The sequence below is a fragment of the Campylobacter concisus genome (assembly GCF_002165815.1).
Taxonomy (GTDB): domain Bacteria; phylum Campylobacterota; class Campylobacteria; order Campylobacterales; family Campylobacteraceae; genus Campylobacter_A; species Campylobacter_A concisus_BH.
Map to the genome: position 1 here is coordinate 115,539 of NZ_NDYN01000002.1, position 23,188 is coordinate 138,726.

Annotated in this window: 21 protein-coding genes; all 21 read right to left on the reverse strand. The window is 33.2% G+C overall.

What is annotated here, in order from left to right; genetic code table 11:
- Position 1 precedes the first annotated feature (1 nt).
- Positions 2 to 748, reverse strand: coding sequence for a glycosyltransferase family 2 protein (locus tag B9N65_RS03540; protein WP_087582828.1), 747 nt, complete (start codon positions 746 to 748; stop codon positions 2 to 4).
- On the reverse strand, positions 745 to 2,403 hold the full coding sequence (locus B9N65_RS03545; protein ID WP_141083832.1) for a sulfatase-like hydrolase/transferase: 1,659 nt from the start codon (positions 2,401 to 2,403) through the stop codon (positions 745 to 747). Before B9N65_RS03545 ends, B9N65_RS03540 begins: the two co-directional genes overlap by 4 nt.
- Positions 2,378 to 3,487 carry a glycosyltransferase gene (locus B9N65_RS03550; protein WP_087582829.1) on the reverse strand — a complete coding sequence of 370 codons (1,110 nt, stop codon included), beginning with the start codon at positions 3,485 to 3,487 and terminating at the stop codon, positions 2,378 to 2,380. The genes B9N65_RS03545 and B9N65_RS03550 overlap by 26 nt, the downstream gene beginning before the upstream one ends.
- Entirely contained in the window at positions 3,477 to 5,396 is a 1,920-nt protein-coding gene (gene asnB / locus B9N65_RS03555) for an asparagine synthase (glutamine-hydrolyzing) (protein WP_087582830.1), read from the reverse strand. The genes B9N65_RS03550 and asnB overlap by 11 nt, the downstream gene beginning before the upstream one ends.
- A gap of 1 nt (position 5,397) precedes the next feature.
- Complete coding sequence (locus tag B9N65_RS03560; protein WP_087582831.1) at positions 5,398 to 6,861, reverse strand: lipid II flippase MurJ; 1,464 nt, start codon at positions 6,859 to 6,861, stop codon at positions 5,398 to 5,400.
- Positions 6,861 to 8,306 carry a capsular polysaccharide export protein, LipB/KpsS family gene (locus B9N65_RS03565; protein ID WP_087582832.1) on the reverse strand — a complete coding sequence of 482 codons (1,446 nt, stop codon included), beginning with the start codon at positions 8,304 to 8,306 and terminating at the stop codon, positions 6,861 to 6,863. The genes B9N65_RS03560 and B9N65_RS03565 overlap by 1 nt, the downstream gene beginning before the upstream one ends.
- A 3-nt stretch (positions 8,307 to 8,309) precedes the next feature.
- Positions 8,310 to 9,389, reverse strand: coding sequence for a polysaccharide pyruvyl transferase family protein (locus tag B9N65_RS03570; RefSeq protein WP_087582833.1), 1,080 nt, complete (start codon positions 9,387 to 9,389; stop codon positions 8,310 to 8,312).
- On the reverse strand, positions 9,386 to 10,348 hold the full coding sequence (locus B9N65_RS03575) for an acyltransferase family protein (RefSeq protein WP_087582834.1): 963 nt from the start codon (positions 10,346 to 10,348) through the stop codon (positions 9,386 to 9,388). The genes B9N65_RS03570 and B9N65_RS03575 overlap by 4 nt, the downstream gene beginning before the upstream one ends.
- Positions 10,341 to 11,519: a glycosyltransferase family 4 protein gene (locus B9N65_RS03580; RefSeq protein WP_141083833.1), complete on the reverse strand. Its 1,179-nt coding sequence runs from the start codon at positions 11,517 to 11,519 to the stop codon at positions 10,341 to 10,343. Before B9N65_RS03580 ends, B9N65_RS03575 begins: the two co-directional genes overlap by 8 nt.
- Positions 11,516 to 12,613: a non-hydrolyzing UDP-N-acetylglucosamine 2-epimerase gene (gene wecB / locus B9N65_RS03585; protein ID WP_087582836.1), complete on the reverse strand. Its 1,098-nt coding sequence runs from the start codon at positions 12,611 to 12,613 to the stop codon at positions 11,516 to 11,518. Before wecB ends, B9N65_RS03580 begins: the two co-directional genes overlap by 4 nt.
- A 2-nt stretch (positions 12,614 to 12,615) precedes the next feature.
- Positions 12,616 to 13,671 (reverse strand): hypothetical protein, encoded by a 1,056-nt coding sequence (locus tag B9N65_RS03590; protein ID WP_087582837.1) that lies wholly within the window; start codon positions 13,669 to 13,671, stop codon positions 12,616 to 12,618.
- On the reverse strand, positions 13,668 to 14,438 hold the full coding sequence (locus B9N65_RS03595; protein WP_087582838.1) for an oxidoreductase: 771 nt from the start codon (positions 14,436 to 14,438) through the stop codon (positions 13,668 to 13,670). Before B9N65_RS03595 ends, B9N65_RS03590 begins: the two co-directional genes overlap by 4 nt.
- Before the next feature lie 26 nt (positions 14,439 to 14,464).
- On the reverse strand, positions 14,465 to 15,757 hold the full coding sequence (locus tag B9N65_RS03600) for a glutamate-1-semialdehyde 2,1-aminomutase (protein WP_087582839.1): 1,293 nt from the start codon (positions 15,755 to 15,757) through the stop codon (positions 14,465 to 14,467).
- Complete coding sequence (locus B9N65_RS03605) at positions 15,741 to 16,469, reverse strand: acylneuraminate cytidylyltransferase family protein (RefSeq protein ID WP_087582840.1); 729 nt, start codon at positions 16,467 to 16,469, stop codon at positions 15,741 to 15,743. Before B9N65_RS03605 ends, B9N65_RS03600 begins: the two co-directional genes overlap by 17 nt.
- A complete protein-coding gene (locus tag B9N65_RS03610; RefSeq protein ID WP_087582841.1) occupies positions 16,469 to 17,515 on the reverse strand; it encodes a nucleotidyltransferase family protein in 1,047 nt (348 codons plus the stop codon). Before B9N65_RS03610 ends, B9N65_RS03605 begins: the two co-directional genes overlap by 1 nt.
- Before the next feature lie 3 nt (positions 17,516 to 17,518).
- Entirely contained in the window at positions 17,519 to 18,676 is a 1,158-nt protein-coding gene (gene neuC, locus B9N65_RS03615; RefSeq protein WP_087582842.1) for a UDP-N-acetylglucosamine 2-epimerase, read from the reverse strand.
- On the reverse strand, positions 18,673 to 19,674 hold the full coding sequence (gene neuB / locus B9N65_RS03620; protein ID WP_087582843.1) for an N-acetylneuraminate synthase: 1,002 nt from the start codon (positions 19,672 to 19,674) through the stop codon (positions 18,673 to 18,675). Before neuB ends, neuC begins: the two co-directional genes overlap by 4 nt.
- Positions 19,664 to 20,551 (reverse strand): methionyl-tRNA formyltransferase, encoded by an 888-nt coding sequence (locus B9N65_RS03625; protein WP_087582844.1) that lies wholly within the window; start codon positions 20,549 to 20,551, stop codon positions 19,664 to 19,666. Before B9N65_RS03625 ends, neuB begins: the two co-directional genes overlap by 11 nt.
- Positions 20,552 to 20,581: 30 nt before the next feature.
- Entirely contained in the window at positions 20,582 to 21,733 is a 1,152-nt protein-coding gene (locus B9N65_RS03630) for a LegC family aminotransferase (RefSeq protein WP_087582845.1), read from the reverse strand.
- A complete protein-coding gene (locus B9N65_RS03635; protein ID WP_307772200.1) occupies positions 21,720 to 22,907 on the reverse strand; it encodes a UDP-N-acetylglucosamine 4,6-dehydratase in 1,188 nt (395 codons plus the stop codon). The genes B9N65_RS03630 and B9N65_RS03635 overlap by 14 nt, the downstream gene beginning before the upstream one ends.
- On the reverse strand, positions 22,907 to 23,188 hold a 282-nt coding region (locus B9N65_RS03640), incomplete at its 5' end, for a hypothetical protein (RefSeq protein WP_219336877.1). The genes B9N65_RS03640 and B9N65_RS03635, both read right to left, overlap by 1 nt.

Here is a 23,188-nt window from a genome sequence, read left to right on the forward strand (position 1 = left end):
CCTATTTATTTTTGTATTTAGTTACCCCATTGTAGGCGTAAAATACAAAATAATATAAGCTTTTTAAAAAGCTTAGCTTCTCTATCTCTCTATAAATTTTCCACTGGTATTTAGCTGCTTTTACCTTGTTTGAAGATACTGAATTTTTACGAATTCTATAGGTGGCCAGTGGCTCCAAAATACCCCTAGTCTCGCCAATAAGCTTTAATATTTTCAACCACAACCCATAATCTTGTCTTTTTAAGATCAATGGCATATATTGTTTACCTATTTTTTCTGTGTCATATATTGCAGTTAAGCATCCTACGCTGCATGTTTTTAACATATCAAAATACGAAATTTTATCTTTTGTGATAAAAACACCCAAGTGTTCATTATCCTCTCCAACGAGTCTATATGAGCTATATGTAAATGCCAGATCATTATCATGCATAAAATTTATTTGGGTCTCAAGTTTATTTGGCAACCACACATCATCAGAGTCTAAAAAAGCTATATATCTACCATTTGCAGCTTCTATAGCCGTATTTCTAGCCACGGCTGGACCGCTATTTTTTTGTAATTTTATTAATTTTATACGGCTATCGTTATCAACATACTTTGTAATTATCTTATTCGAATCATCTGGCGAACAATCATCTACAATTATTAGCTCCCAGTTAGAATATGTTTGCGCCAGAACTGACTCTACCGACTCTACAATAAATTTTTCAGAGTTATATGACGGCATAATTATCGTGACGCTCATTGAGAACCTTTACTGTCAAATACATTTTTATATCCATTACCAAAGACATTACCAGAATAAAAAGACCTAGCTTGTTCTCTACTAACACTATCGCTAAAAAAACTATAGTTGTATTTGTGATAAATATCTTTGTCATATCCCATCAAGTCTAATACAGATGGGAAAATCATAAAATGGCTATATATATTTTTATCAAATTTATATTTGCTAGTGATATCTTTTGCAAAAAGTAATATAGGAACGGTTGCCGTTGTCTTTGGTGGATTTAGCTCCATGCCATAGTGCATAGTTGTGCCACTCTCAGCTATGTTAATCCCATGATCAGAAGTATAAATAATAATCGTATCGTCCAAAGAGATATTACTTAATAATTCTTTAAAGAACCCATCCATGCTCCATCTTAGGCTATTTACATATGTATTTATAGCTCTATCTCTATTGCTAAATTCAACCGACTCCATATTTTCAAGAACAGGCGAAAAGGTGGCTGAATTTTCTGGATAGTTCATCTTCCATGGAACATGTGAGCCATATTTTACGATATAAATAAAGTTATGGTCTTTTGATGATAGTATTGTCTTTATTTTTGGTATCAGCTTTCTGTCCAAATAATAAAATGGTTTTCTCTCTTTAATAGTAAAATACTCATCTATGTATTCTAGATCATAGCTTGACATAAAATTTTGTAGTTGCTGATACTCTACCTGACTATCTAGATAGTATGTGTGGAAATTTGCATTTTTTGCATATTGAAATATATTAGGGATTGCCAATGTAGCAAATTTATTATCTGGCAAATCTCGCATCTGAACACCATTTCTTATTATGTATTGAGATGGTGCAGAGTTGTTGCCACCAGAAGAAGCTATGCCCAAACTCACAACATTATCATATGTATCAAGAAAAGGAGTGGTCTGCATGTTAAATCCATTGAGAGATAGATAATCTCCCCTTACACTTTCATCAACAATTAAAATAATATTCTTATATTTTGCAGCACCGTCTGGACGGATAGTCAAAGCATCCCTTGCTTTAAATTTGATATCAAAATAGCCATTATGTTTAGCTGCGTATATATACATAGGTATTTTTGTAAAAAATGGATACTCATATGCTGCATACGCTGACTTATTAAAGACCATATATGACCCAACCAATGAAAGTGGTAGCATAATAATTGGAATGTAGAAAAATTTAATATCTATAAATTTTCGTATAATTTTTATTGCAAACAAGACAGCTACAGATATTAGCAGTGAAATTATTATTGCCCCAGAATAAGCCCAAAAAGCACCTAATATATGAGATGTTTCATGATAGGCAAGTACTATTTGGTGCATAGAAATTCCAGTACCATTCTTATCAATAAGATAATATACAATATCCACATTAAGCAAAATAAATAATGCAAATATCAAAATTTTAAATATCACACCATTTTTCATAAATAAGATAAATATAAGATTAGCAAATACAAATAAGTAAGATGCAACATATATTGATACTTTTAGCAACCCCTTAGGTCCATGCGGTTGGTACAGCACATCCATAATATTTAAAAAAGCAAAATTACTCAATGAATTTATACCAACAAAAACAACAAGCGAACATAAAAATAATAACAAATATTTACTCAATAATTTTTTTGTAATCATAGACCAAATCCTCTATACTATTTAAAGTTTTATGCTTTACATTTTTACTGTTTTTAGCATCCAGGATCGCTTGAGACAATCCAACTATATCACACTTTCTAACGATTTTACCATACTCATCATTACCTATCAACTCTTTTGATCCGGCCTTAAAATCAAAAGATATGATTTTAAGATTATCAAAGACCATAGCTTCAGCTAGCGCATTTGGATATCCTTCGTATAGTGATGTAAAAGCAAAAATATTGGCTCTTGATAGATATTTATATGGATTTTTCCTATATCCCAATAAAAAAACAGAATCATTTAACCCAAGTTCAGAAATCAGCCTCTCCAAATACTCACGCAAAGCTCCTTCTCCGATTATAAAAAGGCAGTAGTTTGATCTATTTGGCAACATTGCAAACGCTTTAATAAGATACTCATGTCCTTTTTGCTTATCTAGTCTGCCAACATTAACGATAACTTCCTTTTCTTCAAAAAAAGGAAGCAACTCTGTTTCTATCTCCTCTTTACCGAGCCGAGTAATGCTTTTAGTATCATAAGCATTTTCTATAACCGTAATTTTATCTCTATCGCAATTATAAAATTGAGCAAGCCCTTCTTTAATATCTGCAGAATTGCAAGTAATGGCATCAGCCTTATTGTAAAGTGCTTTTATGGCGTTGTTAAAGAAAATTTTTTTAAAATCCTGCTCAAAAAAATCTTTCGTATATATTCTTTCACTTATGATGCTTTTAAATTTTTTAAACAGCAACTTAGACAAACAATTTATTATGTTTGAGCGGTGCTGAAACGACAAAACAACATCTATATTTAAATTTTTAATTAAGCCTATTAGCCTAAAAACATCTAGTAAAATTGTTATAAGCTTTTGGAAAACGCCAAATTTATAGCTATTTCTAAAAGAGATACATTTTATACCAGAATTTAGCTCAAACGAGATCTTATTTTCTAATAAAACCAAATATATTTCATATCTAGTATCTTTAGCCAATTCATTGGCTAAAACTGCCATAGATCTCTCGGCGCCACCACCATACAACCAGTCGTTTAATAATATTAGCCTGATTTTATCTTTCATTTATCATCCACTGCTTGTACCATAGCTGAAATATCAAGAAAAGCCATAATTTATATCCAGATTTTTTTTCTTCATAAAATTCTTTTTTTAGCTTAACCACCTCTGCATGGCAGAAAATACCTTGATCCTCAATAAAATCTTTATTAGAGTAATCATCAACAAAATTTTTTAGGTCGCCATTCAACCAATCTTCAAAAGGCGGGACAAAGCCCTGTTTTGGACGGTCTAGTAAATTTTTAGGAATATAATCATATACAATATCTTTTAATATCCCCTTAGGACCATTTTTCAGCTTTACGCTAGATGGAATTTGTGCTAAATATTCTATTATCCGCTGATCTAAAAATGGCTCTCTAGATTCTAGTGATACAGCCATACTAGCCCTATCTACTTTCATTAAAATTTGATACATATATGTTTGAAAGTCTATACACATTGACTTATCAAAGTAGTCTCCGCTTACACATCCAAATTTATCATAAGTTGTTTTGTATTCAGAGCTATAATTTTTTATGAATTTTGAGACATCTTCCTTTAAAAAATACTGACTTGAAATTTTAAAAACACTTTCTGCTTTTGTGCCAAGTATATTTATAAATTTTCTAAATTTTCCAGAAAAATTTGTCATTTTTTGCCCGGTTAGCTTTAAAAAAATTTTTTCCAATATTTTTATATCTAGCAATAACAAAAACGACTTAACTGCTTTTTTAACAAAAGATGGAACTTTTGATGATAAACGATATACCTTGTTTCCAATAAAATATTTTGGATAACCACCAAAAATTTCATCCCCACCATCTCCAGACAAAACAACCGATACATGCTCTTTTGCAAATTTTGAAACAAAATAAGTCGGTATAGAAGAGACATCGCCCATTGGTTCGTCATTTATAACACAAAGCTGATCCACCAAATCCAAACAATCTTTTTGAGTAACATAATACTCGTAATGCTCTGTGTTTAAAAAATTTGCTATATCTTTAGCATATGGAGCTTCATCAAAATTTTTATTATCAAAACCTATACTAAATGTTTTTAGCTTGACACTAGAATTTGACTGCAGTATCGCCGCAACAGCAGAGCTATCATATCCTCCGCTCAAAAATATCCCAACTGGCACATCAGATACCAACCTATATTTAAAAGCAGATAATAGCAATTCAGAGACCTCTTTTTTTATAACCTCATACTCTTTGCCTGTCTTTTCTTTATTATAGTATTCCTCTACACTCCAATACTGTTTCTTGGTATACGACATCGATCTTAAATCAAATTCCAGCATATTTCCAGCTGGGAGTTTATGAATATTTTCAAAAATAGAGTATGGTGCTGGTATATACGAATACTGAAAATATAGTCCTAGAGCATTTGGATCAATTTTTTTATCTATTTCTTTAATGCAAAAAAAAGATTTTAGCTCTGAGGCAAAGGCAAATAAGCCATTTTTAAAATAATAGTAAAATGGTTTGACACCCGCCCTATCTATAAAAACTTTTATTTTTTGATCTTTAACATCATAAATAACTATAGAAAACATACCAATTAGTTTCTTGATAAAATCGTCACCGTATTTAATATATAAATATAGTATTACCTCGGTATCACTATTAGAATTAAATTTAACACCATCACCTAAGAGTTCATCGTAAAATTCTTTAAAATTATATATTTCGCCATTATAAATAATAATATATTGACCAGTTTTATCAAACATTGGTTGGTGTCCGTGTTTTGATATATCCTGTATCGATAGTCTGCGATGGCCTAGGCCTAAATTAAAATTTTCATTTTCAAAAAATTCATACCCACTATCGTTTGGACCTCTATGCCGTAAAACGTCTGTCATGCTTATTAAATTATCCATACCATGTTTTTTATTAAAATCACAAAATCCAGCCAACCCGCACATACTATCTTTTCCTTATCATGCTATAAATTCTTATTATAAATTCATTCCTTAACAAAACTAATATCACATAGTTAAAGACAAAAAACAAAACACTACTCACAAAAAATGGCAGACTAAGCATTCTAATAGTAACAAAAGAGGTACCCGCTGCCAACAAATACTTCATAAACTCAAAAAGTATATTTTTATAGCTTAAATGTAAATTCTCTTTATAATGAATTATCAGCAGATTTAGTGCTATAATAACACCAGTTGAAACAAGAGTTGCCAAAGCTATACCTACGATACCATACTTACTTATCCAAAGATAATTTAAGACAAAATTTATTAGCACCCCTATTAATGATAAACAAATAACATAAGCATATTTTTCTAAAGACTGATATAAACTTTGGAATAGACCATTAACAAGACTTAAAAATAACAATGGCGATAATATCACAATAATAGAACTTGTTATCTCTATGGAGTTTTTATCAAATTTTCCACCTCCATAAATTATCGAGATAAACTCTTTTGAATAAAAAAGCAAATATACAACAACAGGCAATGTTAAAAATATATAAAGCTTAATTGCAAGAGTAAACACTGCCGCCTTGTCCTCTTTTTCTGAAAATTTTGTGATATAGACATAAGCAAAGTCAAAGACAAAACCCATGCCAGAAATAAGCATAGAAGCATAAACTAACGCACTTATCGCTCCATTATCAAGCAAGGAGGCAAATCCCTTATCCACCACCCTATATAGTTGCAGCACTAAAAACCAAAGCGAAAGTTTGGCAATATTTTTATACATATTTTTCATATATGGTGTAAAAATTGAGCCACTAAATCCAATTATTTTGATCTTAATGGCAAAATAAAGCGCAAAAAATATAGTAACAACATATGCAACACTCAAAGATAATGGAATGATAGCAATATCACTACTTAAAAAAATAACAAGATATGCAATAGAAAATATAGCTATTAAAAAATCTAAAAAGTTAGAAATAGAAAATAAATTTAGTGATCTAAAAAAGGATATAAGAGCAAAATACGGAAGGTAGACTATATTCATAGGTAAAAAGTATTTAAAAATTTCATAAGACAAGGCACTTTTCTTATCATCAAAACCTGGCGCTAAAATAGATACTAGATCATAAAAAAATATATATTGAAAAACTATAATAATCGCTGCCAAAACTAAAGAGAAGACAAATATAGAACCACTTAATTTTTTAAATGCTGTAAAAGATTTTTTTCTAGATTTTACCAGCATAGGTATCCCAACTACAGAAAAAACATGTCCTAATACAAACATAGATACATCAAGTATGGTTAAAGCCATATTGTAAGCATCCATTTGCATGCTTGTACCAAACAAAAACGCGAACAAGAGGTATTTTCCGTACCCTATGCCTTTTGAAAATATCTGGTACAACAAAGTACTGATCAAACTCTTTTCTATAGAAGAAGCAAACATTATATTAGTTCACCTTTAGAGATGCCTTTTATATAAAACGAGATAGCTTTAAGTGTATTATCTAAATTTGCGTCCATCAATGCAACTGGTCTTGGCTGATAGTAGTATTGAGCTGGCTGCTCTATATAAAAATCAAATAGCACACTATATAAATCTGCAATAACTGAATCTATATTGTTTTCTCTATCATTGTTTATAATGGCCCTTAAATCACTTGCCATGCTTCTAAAAGAGTCAAATCCAAACTGATCTTGATAAAAAAATGTTTTTCCAAACTGAAAGACTGGTTTATTACGCAGCATTGCCTCTAGTAGTGCTGTGCCGGTCACAGAGCATACCATTATAGAGCTATCTATCAAGTCGCTACTTGATATGGCTAACGAAGATATCTCCACACCTGGTTTACAAGAAAGAATTTTATAAAATTTTTCACTTCTCTCTCCAGCAAAAATCGGGTGCTCTTTGACAACAACCTTAATATCTGGTGTTATATTCATAAGTAATAGATCTATGGCTCGCAGCTGATCTACAAAATATGGCTCTAAATTATTGATTGAAGATTCTGGGGTTACTTGCAACGGGAAATATATGAACTTCTTTGGCAACATCTCTATAGTTTTTACTGTTACATATTTTTCATAAATGTACTTTCTTGAGCGCCTATATTTATTTAGTAGGCCCAAAAACCGCATTCTAAACCTAACTGCGAAAGACATATCTTCTTTTAAATAGTGTTTTTCGCAAATAAATTTATTTTTTAAAAATGATATTAGCTTTTCTAGGCTAGTTCTACCATATTTTGATATTTTGTGGTCATATTCCACCTGGTTAAATTCAAGTGTAACCTCATAGGCTTTTTTATTAGAATTTTTTATTTTTGCGATAAAGTCACTAACCCCGTCATTGTTTGTAGCAGTACTTTTATAGTGCTCTTCATTAATACTTTTTGCAAAAAAAGATCCGCCAATGCTTCTTGCATTGACATAGTAAAGCACCTTTATATTTAGCTCTTTACACAAGGCAAGAAGTATCATTCCCTCCACAAATTCAACATCAGGAAATACAATGTAATCGATATCATTATTTATCAAATACTCTTTCCAAATTTTATAAATTACTGACACATTTTTCATCTGATAAGAAGATGGCTTGGTAAAATAAGCATGCTTATCTGTCAATATATCTCTATATAAGCTGCCGCAATAGCTATCAAGGTTGTATGTAAAATTTTCATCAGACATATATTCATTAAAATTTTCAAATAGATAACATATATTTTTTTTGCATATATTTTTTTCTAAATGTGACAAATATATATTTGTATTTGTCAATACAAACCAATTGACTTCATCATTTTCGATACAAAATTTATTCTTTTTAGCATAGTCAATCAATTCATTAAAAAATATACAATAGACACCCGGAGAAAAAAGAGCTATATTCAAATTTCACCCCTTTAATATAAAATCAAAATTAACACCAGAACACAGGGTCAACTTGGTTAACATATCTGCATCTAGTCTTCTAAAATCACTATTCATTACCTTATTTAATGTTAGATCATTTAAAAACAGATAATCTACTCCGGTTTCTAAACATAGTTGTTGATTTTTAACTTCATGTACGATACCTAAAGTATATTTTTGAAATAATATCCCCAAAAGTATGCCATGAAATCTCATGCTTAAAACATAATCAAGACTATTAAAATGTTCTAAAAAATTACCAATATTTAAATTTACTATCTCAATATCTTCATGATGCATTAGTCGCTCATAAAATACATTATCCGCTTTATCTGTATTAATTTGAAATGATAAAAGTTTTATTTTAAAACCATTTTTGATATAGGCGTTTAGTATATTATTAAGCTCAGGTATATAATTTTCACCATATTTATCAGAATAATCAATTAAAGATATGCCGATTGTTTTATGCTCACGATTAACACCATCATCATTCAAAATACTCTTACTCCAAAAGGAACCAAAAACTAGATCTTGCGTCAATATAACATTAGCTGTTGTACTTAATTTTTTTGCTATTTGAAAAGACAAAGCATCTCTACAATAGACAAAATGAGAATTTGATAATATTTTTTTCATTGCCAGTATAGAAAAAAAACTACTTAAAATATCTATTCCTATACCGATCAAAACAACCTTTTTTCCAGTACTTCTTGCATATGATACAAAAAATGATAAATATATCATCAAAAAACTAGCCTTATTACTATCCATAAAAATCGTTCCGCCACCGAGCAAAAAAACGTCGCATTCATCGATATATTTTTTAAAGGCACTAAAAAAACTCCAAAATTTTAGTACTTTATTTTTTGAACTATATAATATATCTCTTATATTTGAGTAGTATACATTTGGATACTCTTTTAAGCTATTTGAACTTTTATTCAAGATAGTAAAATCAGCATCCATATCTTTTTCTTTTATACGGTTTATAATAGTATCCAGCAACAGGTCATCGCCCAGATTATTGTATCCATAATATCCGTATATTAAATATTTCATTTAACACCTTTAAAATATATACTCTCTATAAATTTATATGAAAACATGGCAATCAAAATAGATATCGAAGTAACAAAAGTTATTTTAAGAGCAACGAAGTCTTCAGTAAAATTTTTTGTTATAAAATAAAATAAACTATAACCAATTGGTGCATGTACCAAATATAAAGAGTACGATATATTACCAAAAAATATTAATACTCGATTTGTGCAGTTAAAATAAAAACAGAAAGCAAAGATTATAGTACATGCTACAGCACTAAGAAAAGAGCTTAAGTCCCTAAAAACATATACCGAGACCAAAATAACAAAGTAACAAACTATTAAAACACCGATCTTTATTTTATTTGTTACGTACTTATAAAAAAGAATACCTATAAAAAAAAGCAAAAGCCAAGTAACAAACCAGCTCCCGCTACCAGTAAAAAACAACTTAGTATAGTTGACCAGCAGCAAAAGTAGTAGCAAATACTCTATCTTTAAAAATTTAAAATGCCTAGAAAGAAGAAAAAAAACAAAAATAATAAAATAAAATCTAACCTCAACCAGTAAAGACCAATAGACATTATTCATATAGGGAGCATTTAAAAAATCTTTGATAAAAAAAATATTTGCAAATATATCACGCATACCGTAAACTGGATAGAAATTAAAAAAAATTGGCATTATCAAGACTATAGCTATACTAAATAGATATGGCGGATAAATTCTTAGTAGTCTCTTATATAAAAAAAATGCTATGTTTTTTCCACGATCTATAGATGCGTAGATCAAATAGCCACTTAGATAAAAAAATAAAATTACTCCAGTATTTCCAAAAAAAGAGAAATTTAAAGATGTATTTCCTAGCATGGTAGTCGAATAATCATCAAAAACAACACTATTTGTCAAAAAATGAGCTGCCAAAACAAATAAAATCGCCATGCCTCTCATGGTATCAAATGATAAATTTCTATTCACCAACAATACTCACAAATTTATTTATAACATCATTAATGTCGTATACATTACCATACTCTTGGCTAAGACCCCAATCACTACATAGATAATCAGCTATCTTATCAGTTTCGTTTAAATCAAAATAAGTAAGTCCATTTTCTTTAGCCACTCTTTTGCTTGCTCCATCTGGGGATATAACCATAATAGGTGTTTGAGAACCAATGTAATCTACAAGCTTTGATGGAAAAAAAATGCTCTTATGATCGCTTGGGGCATCTATCAAAACCAACAAATCAGCACCAACCATCAGCTCTAAACTTTTAAGATAACTTACACTTCCCTTAAATGATACATATTCCGCTATATCATATTTTTTTAATAAATTTGTTATGGATCTACCAAAGCCATATATCTCAAAAATAAAATCTATATTCTTTCTATCTTCTTTTAGCTTATATATTGCCTTATATAACGGTTCTGGTGTTCTGGTGCCATAAAAACCACCGATATATCGTACTACCTTTTTGTCACCAGATACATTATCTTTTCTTAGATATAGACTAGGATCATTTGAGTGCTCTAAAATAGAGAATTTACTAGACAGAAGTGGGTATTTGCTAGTATAAAATCCTTTTGTCTCTATGGAAGTAAATATGATCTTATCAGCAGCATCAAAACATTCTTTTTCTAAAGCAACATTTTTTTGATTTATACCTTTGCTGTAGCCATTATAAATATTATCAGTCCATGGATCAGACTGATGTGCCACCCACTTACATTTAAAATATTCTTTTAATTGCCTGCCAAGTATATTTGTGGACAAAGGAAAAGAAAATGTTAGTATTAGGTCAAAATCACCGCTTTTAAATTTATGAGACAAGCTTTGGTATGCTTTTTTATGCCATTTTTTATATTCATCTGGTGTTTTGTAAATACTTGGCATAACCCTACCAATAAAATATTTGATATATTTATTTTTTACCACATCTTCTATATATATAACATCTTTTACTTTATTAAAAATATCTGGGTACAAACTATTATCTACCGAGGCGTTCTTTAAATTTGCAGTTACAACAGTTATTTCGTATTGGTCTAATTGTGAAAAATACCTTAACAATCTTCCTATCTGTATGGCTTGCGGAGAATTAAATGGAGGCAAGAAATAAGATATAAAAAGTACTTTTTTCACAAAAGAGACTCAACTACTTCATAAATTTTATTAGATGTTTTTCCGTCGCCGTATGGATTTTTCAAATTTTTAAATTTGTTATATTCATCAACATTTTCTACAAGTTTACAAACTTCATCTACAATTCTTGCAGTGCCAACAAGCCTCACAGTTCCAGCCTCTACAGCCTCTGGCCTTTCTGTATTATTACGCATAACCAAAACAGGCTTGCCAAAACTTGGTGCCTCCTCTTGTATGCCGCCACTATCCGTTAAAATAATATATGCCTTTGACATGAGATATACAAAACTTTCGTATTCAAGCGGCTCTATCAAATAAACATTTTTTATACCAGATAATATTTTTTTAGCTGGCTCGCATATATTTGGATTAAGATGCAACGGATAAACAAAATCCATATCACTATATTTAATGGCTAATTCTTTTATTGAATTGCATATATTCAAAAAATTATCACCAAAATTTTCTCTACGATGGCCAGTTATAAGTATAAATTTTCTTTCACTTGGCGTGTAATCTAAGCAAGGAGTTGTCTTTTTTAGCTTATCTAGTGTAAAAAATAGTGCGTCTATTACACTATTGCCTACTACAAAAACATTATCCTCGTTTATATTTTCTCTTAATAAATTTTGCTTAGCCAGCAAAGTCGGTGCAAAATGATACTTTGCTATTTTGGACGTTAGCTGTCTGTTGACCTCTTCAGGAAATGGAGAATAAATATCATAAGTTCTAAGTCCAGCCTCTACATGAGCCACGTCTATTTTTTTATAAAATGACGCTAATGAGGCAGCAAGAGAAGTAGTTGTGTCACCATGAACAAATACTAAATTTGGCATAAATTCATCTAGTATACTTGATACTCCTAGTAAAATTTTTGATGTTAGCTCGTCTAGTGTTTGATTTTGCCGCATAAGGTCTAGGTCATAGTCTGCTTTAACTCCAAAGAAGGACATTACATCGTCAAGCATTTTTCTATGTTGTGCAGTTATGCATATTTTTGTATCAAATTTATTATATTTCTTAAAAAAAATATATATTGGCAAGATCTTAATGGCTTCTGGTCTAGTACCAATAATAAATAATATTTTTTTCATTTTTATAATTCTCTTACCACTTTTTCTCTAAAGCTATCTATATCTTTTAAGAGTAAATTTTTATCAAAGTATTTTACACCTCGAAATAGTGGCACCATTTTTGTACCCATGCCTCTTTTAAAATGTGCTATATTTATCTGTTTTTCGTCCGAATAATCTAAAAAACCATCCACTAAGTTATACCCTGCAGGCTGAGAGTACTCCATATGCTTAAAACACATATCATGAAAATACTCGGTCGCTTTTTGCAAAATGGCGTGATATATAGGAATTTTCATATTTGTAAATTCTGGATCATCCGTACCGCTCATATATACAACAACTTCGCTTGCATGTAAAAAATAGCAAAGACCTATAAATTGGCCTTTATATCTTAATCCTATAATAGTAGCATTGCCATTTTGTAGCATTTCATACTGCTTATCAAAGGTTGTTTTAGGTCTTGTTTCTCTACCAGCAGCCTTTTTGTGAAGCTCTCTATATGCCTCATGGATTTCATAGCTTGGATTTTCTTTAGATACTACAACAAAGTCATATTCACTATTTTTAAAAATTGCATTTATGGATGACTTATATCGTTTTCTTAGCCTCGTCCACAAAGCGCTTTTTTCACCACAAAGATCAAGCACGCAGTTGCTGCCAGTAGCATCTATAAAGCCATATTTGATAAGATAGTTATATTTGTTAAAAAACTCCATAACTAAAGAGTCCAAATAAAACATTATCTTACCAACATTATAGCTTTTACTTATCTCAAAAATTTCTTTAAAAACTATGTCATAAACTCTATCGCTTATAGCAAGCGGAGCAACCGTAAAATATCCGGACAAAGATATAGAGACGACGCCATTTGCTTGCTCTACTGGCAAAAAACAAATTCCAACACACTTGTTGCTCTCAACAACCACAAAGCTTTCATTGCTAAGTATATCTTTGGAATAAAATTTCATATAGTCCAGATATGAGTTTAGATATCTTGGGCTGTGAATATTTTCTGAGATATATTCCTGCCATCTAGCTTCAAAATTCTCACGATCCTCTTTATAGCGCACTATCATATGCTAAATCCGTCATCAACTACGATATTTTGACCATTCACATACCTACTCATATCGCTAAGCAGATATACCAAGGTGCCTTTTAAGTCACTATTGTTTAGCATGCCCTTATTCAGACACTGATCTTTATATTTTTCCAAAAAAGGCTCTGGCTGGTTATCAAATATACCGCCAGGACTTAGCGCATTTACCTTTATATTCATCCCTTTAAAATACTTTGCCATATATTTAGTAAGGTGTATAAGCCCTGATTTTATGGCAGCATATTCAACCGGCATAGTCATTGTTGTGTTGTTATATATTTCAAATTTTGGAGCAACCACGCCATATATCGAGCATATATTTATGATATTTCCATATCCTTGCTCTTTAAAATATCTTGCAAACTGCTGAGATGCGACAAAATAACCGCCCAAATTTAGTCCTAAATTTTCTATAAAGTCACTATACTCAACATCAAAAAAGTGCCTTCCATAGTGCTTATTTCGAGGGTATGCATTATTTACTAGTGCATCTATCCTTTTATACTTATCATGCAAATATTTTATACAAGCCTCCAAAGAGTCTTTAGAGGTGATGTCGAGTTTTACAAAGTCTATATTTTTTGAATTTAGCTCTTTAGATAGTGCCTCTTTTGCCTCTTGCCCTATTTTTTCATTTATATCCGCGATAATAGCTATGCCGTTATTTTCAACAATAGCTTTTATAAATTCTTTACCAATAAGTCCAGCTCCACCAGTAACTACAACTACTTTATCTTTTAACACTGCTGTTCCTTATATAAATTTTACTTTTAGTTAAATTTTCTAAACACTGGCTTGATGGGGCTACCTACTAAATATTTTTCATATCCTTCATCAACTGCCTTTCTATAAACTTCAAAAGTTTTTTCTAGTGCATTTTTTGTCTTTGCAAGTTCATTTTCTCCATGAGCATAAGAAAGTGCCACCCAAGGAATAAGCACACCATTTTTGATCATTTCTTGAGAAAAAAGAGTTCTTAGCCCTAAAGAATTTTGACCATTTTTATCGAAGGTCAAATAGTACGGGCTGCACTCGATCCCGCCTGCTACGAAATTTCTTTCGATTTCATATTTTTTTGCAAGCTCATTTATCATCGAGATTAGTTTTGTGCCATAGTTCCAAATATACTCAACCACATTATGCTCTTTCATAAATTTCATAGCCGCAACAAAAGCACCTAAGCCACTCATCTCTGCACCATGTGTTGTTGACAGCAAAAAAACTCTCTCTCTGCCTTCAAATTCTATACTGCCAAGCTGCATTATCTCTCTTTTTCCAGCAATAGCCGCAACTGAAAATCCATTTGCCATTGCCTTTCCGAAAGTGCACAAATCAGGCTTAATGTCGTAATAATATTGAGCCCCTTTTAAATGCCATCTAAAGCCAGTTATCATTTCATCAAGTATAAATACTGCTCCATTTTTATGACACAGATCTCTTACTTTATGTAAAAAATTATCTTTTGGGTGTTCTGTTGCCGCTGGCTCTAAAATCACACAAGCTATTTGATTAGGAAATTCATCAAAAAGCCTCTCTAAGCTTTCAATGTTGTTGTAGCCAAATGTTTTTGTGCCTTCAGTGTCCTTTTGCGGTATGCCCTTGGTAAGTTGCGTAGAACCAATAAACCAGTCATCATAGCTAAAAAATGGGTGCTCTGCACATCTTGCAACCAGCTCCCTTCCAGTGTATGCTCTACTAAGTTTGATAGCTGCTGTTGTTGCTGTTGAGCCATTTTTAGTAAATTTAACCATATCAACACTATCTATCATATCTATTAATAATTCAGCAGCCTCTAGCTCAATCATGCTAGGCTTAGTTAGATTGTTTCCAAATTCTATTTGCTCGATCGCAGCTTTGTTTATTTCTTCATTTGCATAGCCTAAATTTACAGCCCTAAGCGCCATTCCATAGTCTAAGAATTCTCTACCATTTTCGTCATATACATATGCGCCTTTGCCTCTTTTTAAAATTTGTGGAGCATTGGCTGGATACTGATCAAACCCTCTGCTATAAGTATGCGCACCGCCAGGTATTGCTTTTAATAATCTATCTTGATAAGCCATTTTTATAACCTTTATAATTCATTATCGCTTCAACCATTACAAAATCATCAATATCATCTATCTCTAGTGATTTGTATTTTGGAACTTCATAGCCTATGGTGTTGTCGTGATAAAATGTTTTTTTATCAAGCAAAACATCCGTCTTAGAGACATAGATCGTTCCTTCAAAGAAATAAACATCTTTTATCTCTTGTCTTCTTAGAACTCTCATGTCTTTATTTTCATATCCAGAAATTAAGCCTTTTTCATCTTTTGAGACTAAAAAAGCTGGATTTTGACTCTCTGTTTTACAAATTCCAACAATCGAATCAGCCTTTGACTCTAGTAAAATTTCAATAGCCCTATCTATATCACAAACTTCTCTCAAAGGCGATGTAGGCTCTAATAAAACGATATAGTCAAACTCTTTTTTTAATTCATTTTTATAATAATCTATAGTGTGTTTTATGGCATCAAAGGTTGTGGCAGTGTCACTTGCCAACTCACTTGGTCTTAAAAATGGGACATTTGCGCCATACTTTTTTGAAATTTCTGCAATTTTCTCATCGTCAGTGCTAACCATGACCTCATCTACATATTTACTTTTTAGTCCAGCCTCTATACTCCATGCTACAAGTGGCTTTCCGCATAATTCTTTAATGTTTTTTCCAGGCAAACCCTTACTGCCTCCTCTTGCCGGTACAATCGCTAAAAAACTATTATTTTTATACATTAAAAAACTTCTTTATACTCTTCATTTGCTCTTTGATATTCTTCCATACGTCCGATGTCAAGCCAGTACTCTCTGATCGGGAATGATATAACATTTTTACTTAATTTTATAAGCTTTTCAAATAGCGCAGGCATGTCGTAAAACTCATTTTTCGGGATCAGATCTAAAATTTCAGGTGAGAGCATATATATCCCAGCACTTACAAAAAATTTCTGCACCGGTTTTTCTGCGATAGCAGTTATTTTATTATCATTCATCTTTACTACGCCGTAAGGTACCTCGTAGTCGTACTCTCTGACACACATTGTAGCTGTGGCTTTATGTAGCGTGTGATAGTTAAAAATGTGCTCGAAATTTACATTTGTAAGAAGATCGCCGTTCATTACGAAAAATGGCTCGCTTGGACGCTCTTTTAGCAAACTTAATGCCCCTGCTGTGCCCATCCTTTTCTGCTCTAAAACATAGTCTATATTTACGCCAAATTCTTTTCCGTCGCCAAAATAGTCTCTAATGATGCTTGCATTAAAATTTACGCACATCGTGATATTTACAAAACCATACTCTGCAAATCTCTCGACTATCGTCTGAAGAATCGGCTTATTTCCAACCTTTAGCATCGGCTTTGGCATATCTTGCGTAAGCGGTCTAAGCCTAGTGCCAAGGCCTCCTACCATTAGGATAGCTCTATTTGTCTTGATCTTTGGCTCAACAAGCTCTTCTATCTCTTTTAAGTCCAAAACTATTCCATTATCATCTACTATTGGTATCTGGTGAAGTTTTTTAGATAATGCTATCTTTAAAATTTCCTCTTTTGTGCTAGAAATTTTTGCAATAGCAGGCTCTTTAAAAACGATCGTCTCTATAGGACTATCAAGGTCTAGCCCCCTTAATATACCCCTTCTTATATCTCCATCTGTCAGTGTCCCAAGAAGCTTATCATTGTCATCAACAACTAAAGCTATCTGCATAGCTCCGCTATCTATAATCCCCAAAGCTTCCTTTATAGTAGCATTTTGTTTTAGCTTTATGTTTTCTATATTTTTCATTATTTATATCTTTACGTCATAAAATTTCTTTTTCAAAATACCATCAAGCTTGATCTCTTTTAAAACTTTAACCATTTTTTTGCTTGGATTGCCACCATCATATGGGTTTATCGTATCTTTTAAAGTTTGCTCAAATTCTTTTGAATACGCTCTTTTTATAGCAGCTAAAATTTCTTCTTTAACAGGCCTAACGTCTATCACACTGCTAGCTCTAGCACGTCCTTTTTGGCGGTCGCCTATATTTATTGTGGCCTTTTTAAAGCTTGGAACTTCCAAAAGGCCGCTTGAGCTATTTCCTAAAACAATATCAACAAATTTAATAGCACTTAGATATCTTAGCTGCCCAAGTGAGGCAAAAGCCACGGCTTTTTGTGGGTTTTCGCTCACATACTCATCTATCATTTTATTTATCACATCGCCATCTGTGTCGCTATTTGCTTTTGTAAAGATAAAATTTGTTTCCTCTAGTTCATCAAGTGCATTTAAAAGCTCATTAAACTGCTCTCTTGCACTACTATTTTCAAGTGTCACCGGATGAAAAGTGATGAGGATATTTTTTTTAGCAAGCTTAAATTTTATAGACTTTTCAAACTCATCTTTGTTTAGTAAATTTAGCTTTTTTATATTTTCTATGCCAGGGCCGCCGACATTAAAAACTCTACTGGGATCTTCGCCAAGCTGGATTATACGGTTTGCATACTCATTTGTGGCTGCAAAATGTATATGGCTCATCTTTGTTATACTGTGCCTAAAAGCCTCGTCAAATGCCCCTTGTGTGGTCTCGCCGCCATGGATATGCGCTATTGGTATCTGCATGATACTAGCGACACCTGCTACACCAAATATCTCATATCTATCACCAAGAAGCACTAATATATCAGGCTTAAGCTCAGCTAATGCTGAAGCAAATTTCTCATAAACCCTTGCCATCTCAGCGCAAATATCAAGACTTGTATGCGAACCACTTAAAATTTCTATCTTTTTATCTATCTTAAATTCTTTTTCTATCTCTTTGTATGTTAGTCCAAACTCAGGGCTTAGGTGCATACCAGTAACAATAAGCTGAAGCTTAAGCTCGCTATCTGCCTCGATCTCTTTTAAGAGCCAGTAAAGCAGGCCATATTCAGCTCTAGTGCTTGTCACTACACAAATTTTTCTCATATCAGTTCATCTTGTTTATAGTCTTTTTGTGAAATTTGCCCGATCACCTCATCCCACCTCATAGGATTTATGCCATCTCCTGGGCGTTTTACACAGATGTTTTGCTCGCTAAAAATTTCACCCTTTTTTATATCTCGTTTTGCCACGATCGACTTTCTAGCTATTTTGATATTTTCGCTCTCGCTTTTGCTAAAGTGTTTTAGTCCGTCTCCAAGCGCTAGCTCGATATTTCTAATAGCCCTAACCATAGCCGCTAGCTCATCTGGCTCAAGACTAGCCTTATGATCAGGTCCGGGCAGGCTCTTATCAAGCGTAAAGTGCTTTTCTATGATCTTTGCGCCCATGGCAACCGCTGCGATATCGACCTCGATGCCAAGCGTATGATCGCTATATCCGACCTCAAGACCAAAGGCATTTTTAAGAGTTATCATCGCCTTTAAATTTACATCTTCCATTGGCGTTGGATACTGCGTATTTGCATGAAGAAGGCTTATATTTTCACGTTTCGTGCCACTTTTTACAAGTACTTCTACCGCAGCTTCCACCTCGCCTAAATTTGCCATGCCAGTCGAGAGAATGATCTTTTTATTAACCCCACCTATCTGCCTAAGATAAGGTAAATTTGTTATCTCGCCACTTGGTATCTTAAATGTGCTAAGCCCCAGCTCATCAAGAAGCTTTATGCTGTCGCTATCAAAAGGAGTTGAGAGAAAAGTGATATTTTTTTGCTTGCAGTAGGCTATGAGCTCTTTATGCGTATTCTCGTCTAGCTCAAGCTTTTTTATCATCTCAAACTGGCTTTCATTTTTATCGGTAGTTTCTTTTTGATAGCTAGCCTTTTGTGCGTTTTTTGAAACAAGATTTTGAGCCTTAAAAGTCTGAAATTTAACCGCATCAGCGCCGGCTTTGGCTGCCACGTCGATCAGTTTTTTAGCTAAATTTATATCACCATTGTGATTTACCCCAGCCTCAGCTATGATAAAAACTCTATTTGACATCAAATCTATCTCCCACCTTAATCTTTCCATCATATTCATATTCCACAACTTTTACAAAACTATCTTGTGTTTTTACCAAAAAAGTATCACCGTCTTTACACAAAATTGCACCAGGAACACATTTATATTGTGGTGCATCTTTTACAAGCTCTACTTTATTTATCTTCATCTCTTTACCATTTAGAAATACCCTTGCTACTATAGCTGGATAACAAATGGCACGTACAAAATTAAACACCTCTCTACTTGTTTGATTAAAATTTAAATTTTCATCACCTTCAATACGTCTTGAGCAGTAAAATCCAATACCTTCTTGTTTTTTAGACCCTGCTTTGCCATTTTTAAACAAACATATCGCTTCGTATAAAATATTTGCACACTCGCTATGCGCTTTTGTTAGTATGCTTTTGTAGTCATCATTATCTGTTATAGTAAAACATTTTTGCAAGATTATATCACCAGTGTCTATACCAGTATCCATATAATGAACTGTTATTCCAAATTCTTTTTCGTCGTTTATCAAAGCCCAGTTTAGGATATTTCTGCCTCGATAAAATGGCAATTTACCTGCATGGCAGTTTATAGTTTTATATCTTGGCAAATTTATGATCTTGGATTGAAAAATTTGATTAAAAGACATTGACACAAACAAATCACAATCATAATGTTTTATTTTTTCAATAAACTCGTCAGAATTTATATCGTTATGTTTTAAATAGTCGATATTAAATTCTTTTGAATAATTTAAAAGTTTTTCATCATTTGAATCATACCTAGCACAGATAAATTTTATCTCTATATCTTTGTCTTTAATAAGCTTATCAAATGCATTGTGACTCCAAACTCCATCTGCAAAATACCCTATTTTAAGCTTCATGCCACTCTCCTTATTATTTTGCGTATATGGCTAAACTCTTGCGCTACTTGGGATATTTACTATCCTATCGCTTAGAAATTTAGCATTTTTTAGCTCATCTCTTTGACAATCCTTAAACATATCAAGCTCATTCATGAGCTGCCAGATAGGCCGAGTAAAAACGCCATTTTCATTACTAAATTTCAAAAACTCATCTCGCTTTTCACGGCTTTCAAAGAGCACCGCATTTAGCCAAAAATTTGACCTAGCATTCGCTGGCTCATCTATAAATTTCACATCATCAAATTTAGAAAAATACTCTTTATAAATCATCGCAAGCTCGCGTTTGCTCTTTAAAAATAGCTCCAAATTTTCAAGCTGCGCCACGAGCAGAGCTGCATTTAAATTTGGTAAGCGGTAGTTGTATCCGATCTCGCTATGACGATACTCAAAAGGATGTGGCACCTTGGCCGTTGTGGTGATAAATTTAGCGTGCTTTGCTATCTCCTCATCGTTTGTGATGATAGCTCCGCCACCTCCGCTTGTGACTATCTTATTGCCATTAAAGCTCATCGCTGCAAGCTTGCCAAAATTCCCCGTATGAGTGCCTTTATAGTAGCTACCAAGGCTCTCGGCGCAGTCTTCTACTAAAGCGATGTTCCAACGCTTGCAAATTTCAGCTATCTCATCTATCTTGCAAGGCAGTCCAAAAGTGTGCATAGGCACGCAAGCACGCACTATCCTGCCGCTAGTTTTATTTACGCATTTGCCGCCTTTTAGCTCGCAATTTTTCTCCAAAAACGCACTAAGTGACGCTGGCGACATACCAAGTGTATCAAGATCAACGTCTACAAAAACCGGCTTTGCAAAAAGGTAGCTAATGGCGTTGCAAGTGGCTATAAAAGTAACTGGCTGCGTGATCACTTCGTCATTTTGCTCTACGCCAGCTAGTTTTAGGCAGATGTGAAGCGCCGAGGTGCCATTTGTCGTGGCAACTGCAAATTTAGCACCGACCATTTGAGCTAGCTTGCTCTCAAACTCATCGACAAATTTGCCGACACTTGAGACAAAGCTAGAGTCGATGCACTCAAGTAGATATTTTTTCTCATTGCCTATAAATTTAGGCTCGTGAAGCGGAACTTTGTCCTTGCCAAAAGTGCTTTTTATAAATTTCAAAACCTCGTCAGAATCACATTTTTTCATCGAGATACTTTCCTGTTTCTTTATGCATAAAATTTGGTATGAGCTCGAAGACCTCGCGCAAAACATCCTCTTTGCTCCATGCCAAGCTTGATTTTAAATTTAAGATATTGTTTTTGAAAATTTCTAGCTTTTTACTGTCAAAATTTGCATCATTTTTAACTATGCCAATATTTTGAAGTCTTTGCATATCAAGCTTCTCGCCATCAACGAAAAACTCCTCGTAGTCCTTCTCTCCAGTCGTATCGCTAGGCGCAAAAAGACAAGGATAAAAGCCATCTTTTGGAAGCACTTTGGCTAGCTTTCTAGCCTCCTCCTCATTTTCACATAAAAATGGCTCGTAGCCTAAATTTGCCAAGTATCGCTTGGCTATCTCGCTAAATGTTATGAGGTCTAAATTTTCATCTAATTTTGGGAAAAATATATCTCTATTTTCGCCAAAAATAGTGCTTAAAAGGCAGAGCTCGCCGCTCTCTTTTGGCGTTAAAAAGTAGCGTCTGACGTCGTTTGGAGCGACTATGGGCTGAGCCTTTTCTATGCGTTTTTGAAAGCCAAAAAGAAGCGAGCCGTCGCTAAATGCCACGTTTGCAAACCTAGCCATAGAAACATCTATCTCTAAAGAGTGCCTAAACGCAAACATCTCCATGATGCGCTTGCTAGCTCCCATTAAATTTACAGGGTTTGCGGCCTTGTCGGTGCTAACGCAGAAATATTTTTTTGACTTCATATCCGAAGCTTGAGCCAGCGTTTTATCAGTGTTAAAGATGTTTGTTTCAAGCATTCTCATGAGTGTAAATGGGTCTTTTTCGCTTCTAACGTGCTTTAGCGCTGATAAATTTAAAACGTAGTCAAATCCACCACTTTGCGCCAAAAGCGCGTTAAATTCGGCGCTTGCAACATCTATGGCAAAAGTTTTAAAGTCACCATTTATATATCCAAACTCACTTCTTATGTCACGCACTAGCTCAACAAGGTTGTTTTCAGAGATATCAACGACGTAGAGTTTTTGGGGGTCTCTTATAAAGATCTCTTTTGTCACGGCAGAGCCTATAGATCCTGCCCCACCGATAACTAAAAAGCTTGAGCTTGAAACTATCTCTTTTAGTTCTTTATCAAGCGCATTTATATCATCTTCAAAGAGATTTTTCGTGCGTCCTATTAAGCTTAAGATATCCATTATTGCTTCACTATCAGAACATCTTCTCTTGTATTATTCATAGGAAGACCACTAAGTTGTTCAAGCAAATAAGACTCACAACCCATAGAACGATACCTTTGAAGTATGGAAAAAACTACACTATCATCTATACAAAGTGGTTCTAGCTTATTCCAACAAACATTTGGAAAAGTTTTAGATAATGACCACTTCATATGAAAGTTGCGACCAGCCTCTGATGATAAAAAACGTTTCTTTTTACTTATATTAGGAATATCACCAATCAATAGTCTCCCCCCCCC

Excerpts from the sequence above, each read along its gene's own strand:
- B9N65_RS03540 (WP_087582828.1), bottom strand. The coding sequence starts at position 748 with ATGAGCGTCACGATAATTATGCCGTCATATAACTCTGAAAAATTTATT.
- B9N65_RS03545 (WP_141083832.1), bottom strand. The coding sequence starts at position 2,403 with ATGATTACAAAAAAATTATTGAGTAAATATTTGTTATTATTTTTATGT.
- B9N65_RS03550 (WP_087582829.1), bottom strand. The coding sequence starts at position 3,487 with ATGAAAGATAAAATCAGGCTAATATTATTAAACGACTGGTTGTATGGT.
- asnB (WP_087582830.1), bottom strand. The coding sequence starts at position 5,396 with ATGTGCGGGTTGGCTGGATTTTGTGATTTTAATAAAAAACATGGTATG.
- B9N65_RS03560 (WP_087582831.1), bottom strand. The coding sequence starts at position 6,861 with ATGTTTGCTTCTTCTATAGAAAAGAGTTTGATCAGTACTTTGTTGTAC.
- B9N65_RS03570 (WP_087582833.1), bottom strand. The coding sequence starts at position 9,389 with ATGAAATATTTAATATACGGATATTATGGATACAATAATCTGGGCGAT.
- wecB (WP_087582836.1), bottom strand. The coding sequence starts at position 12,613 with ATGAAAAAAATATTATTTATTATTGGTACTAGACCAGAAGCCATTAAG.
- B9N65_RS03590 (WP_087582837.1), bottom strand. The coding sequence starts at position 13,671 with ATGATAGTGCGCTATAAAGAGGATCGTGAGAATTTTGAAGCTAGATGG.
- B9N65_RS03600 (WP_087582839.1), bottom strand. The coding sequence starts at position 15,757 with ATGGCTTATCAAGATAGATTATTAAAAGCAATACCTGGCGGTGCGCAT.
- B9N65_RS03605 (WP_087582840.1), bottom strand. The coding sequence starts at position 16,469 with ATGTATAAAAATAATAGTTTTTTAGCGATTGTACCGGCAAGAGGAGGC.
- B9N65_RS03610 (WP_087582841.1), bottom strand. The coding sequence starts at position 17,515 with ATGAAAAATATAGAAAACATAAAGCTAAAACAAAATGCTACTATAAAG.
- neuC (WP_087582842.1), bottom strand. The coding sequence starts at position 18,676 with ATGAGAAAAATTTGTGTAGTGACAAGCACTAGAGCTGAATATGGCCTG.
- neuB (WP_087582843.1), bottom strand. The coding sequence starts at position 19,674 with ATGTCAAATAGAGTTTTTATCATAGCTGAGGCTGGGGTAAATCACAAT.
- B9N65_RS03625 (WP_087582844.1), bottom strand. The coding sequence starts at position 20,551 with ATGAAGCTTAAAATAGGGTATTTTGCAGATGGAGTTTGGAGTCACAAT.
- B9N65_RS03630 (WP_087582845.1), bottom strand. The coding sequence starts at position 21,733 with ATGAAAAAATGTGATTCTGACGAGGTTTTGAAATTTATAAAAAGCACT.
- B9N65_RS03635 (WP_307772200.1), bottom strand. The coding sequence starts at position 22,907 with ATGGATATCTTAAGCTTAATAGGACGCACGAAAAATCTCTTTGAAGAT.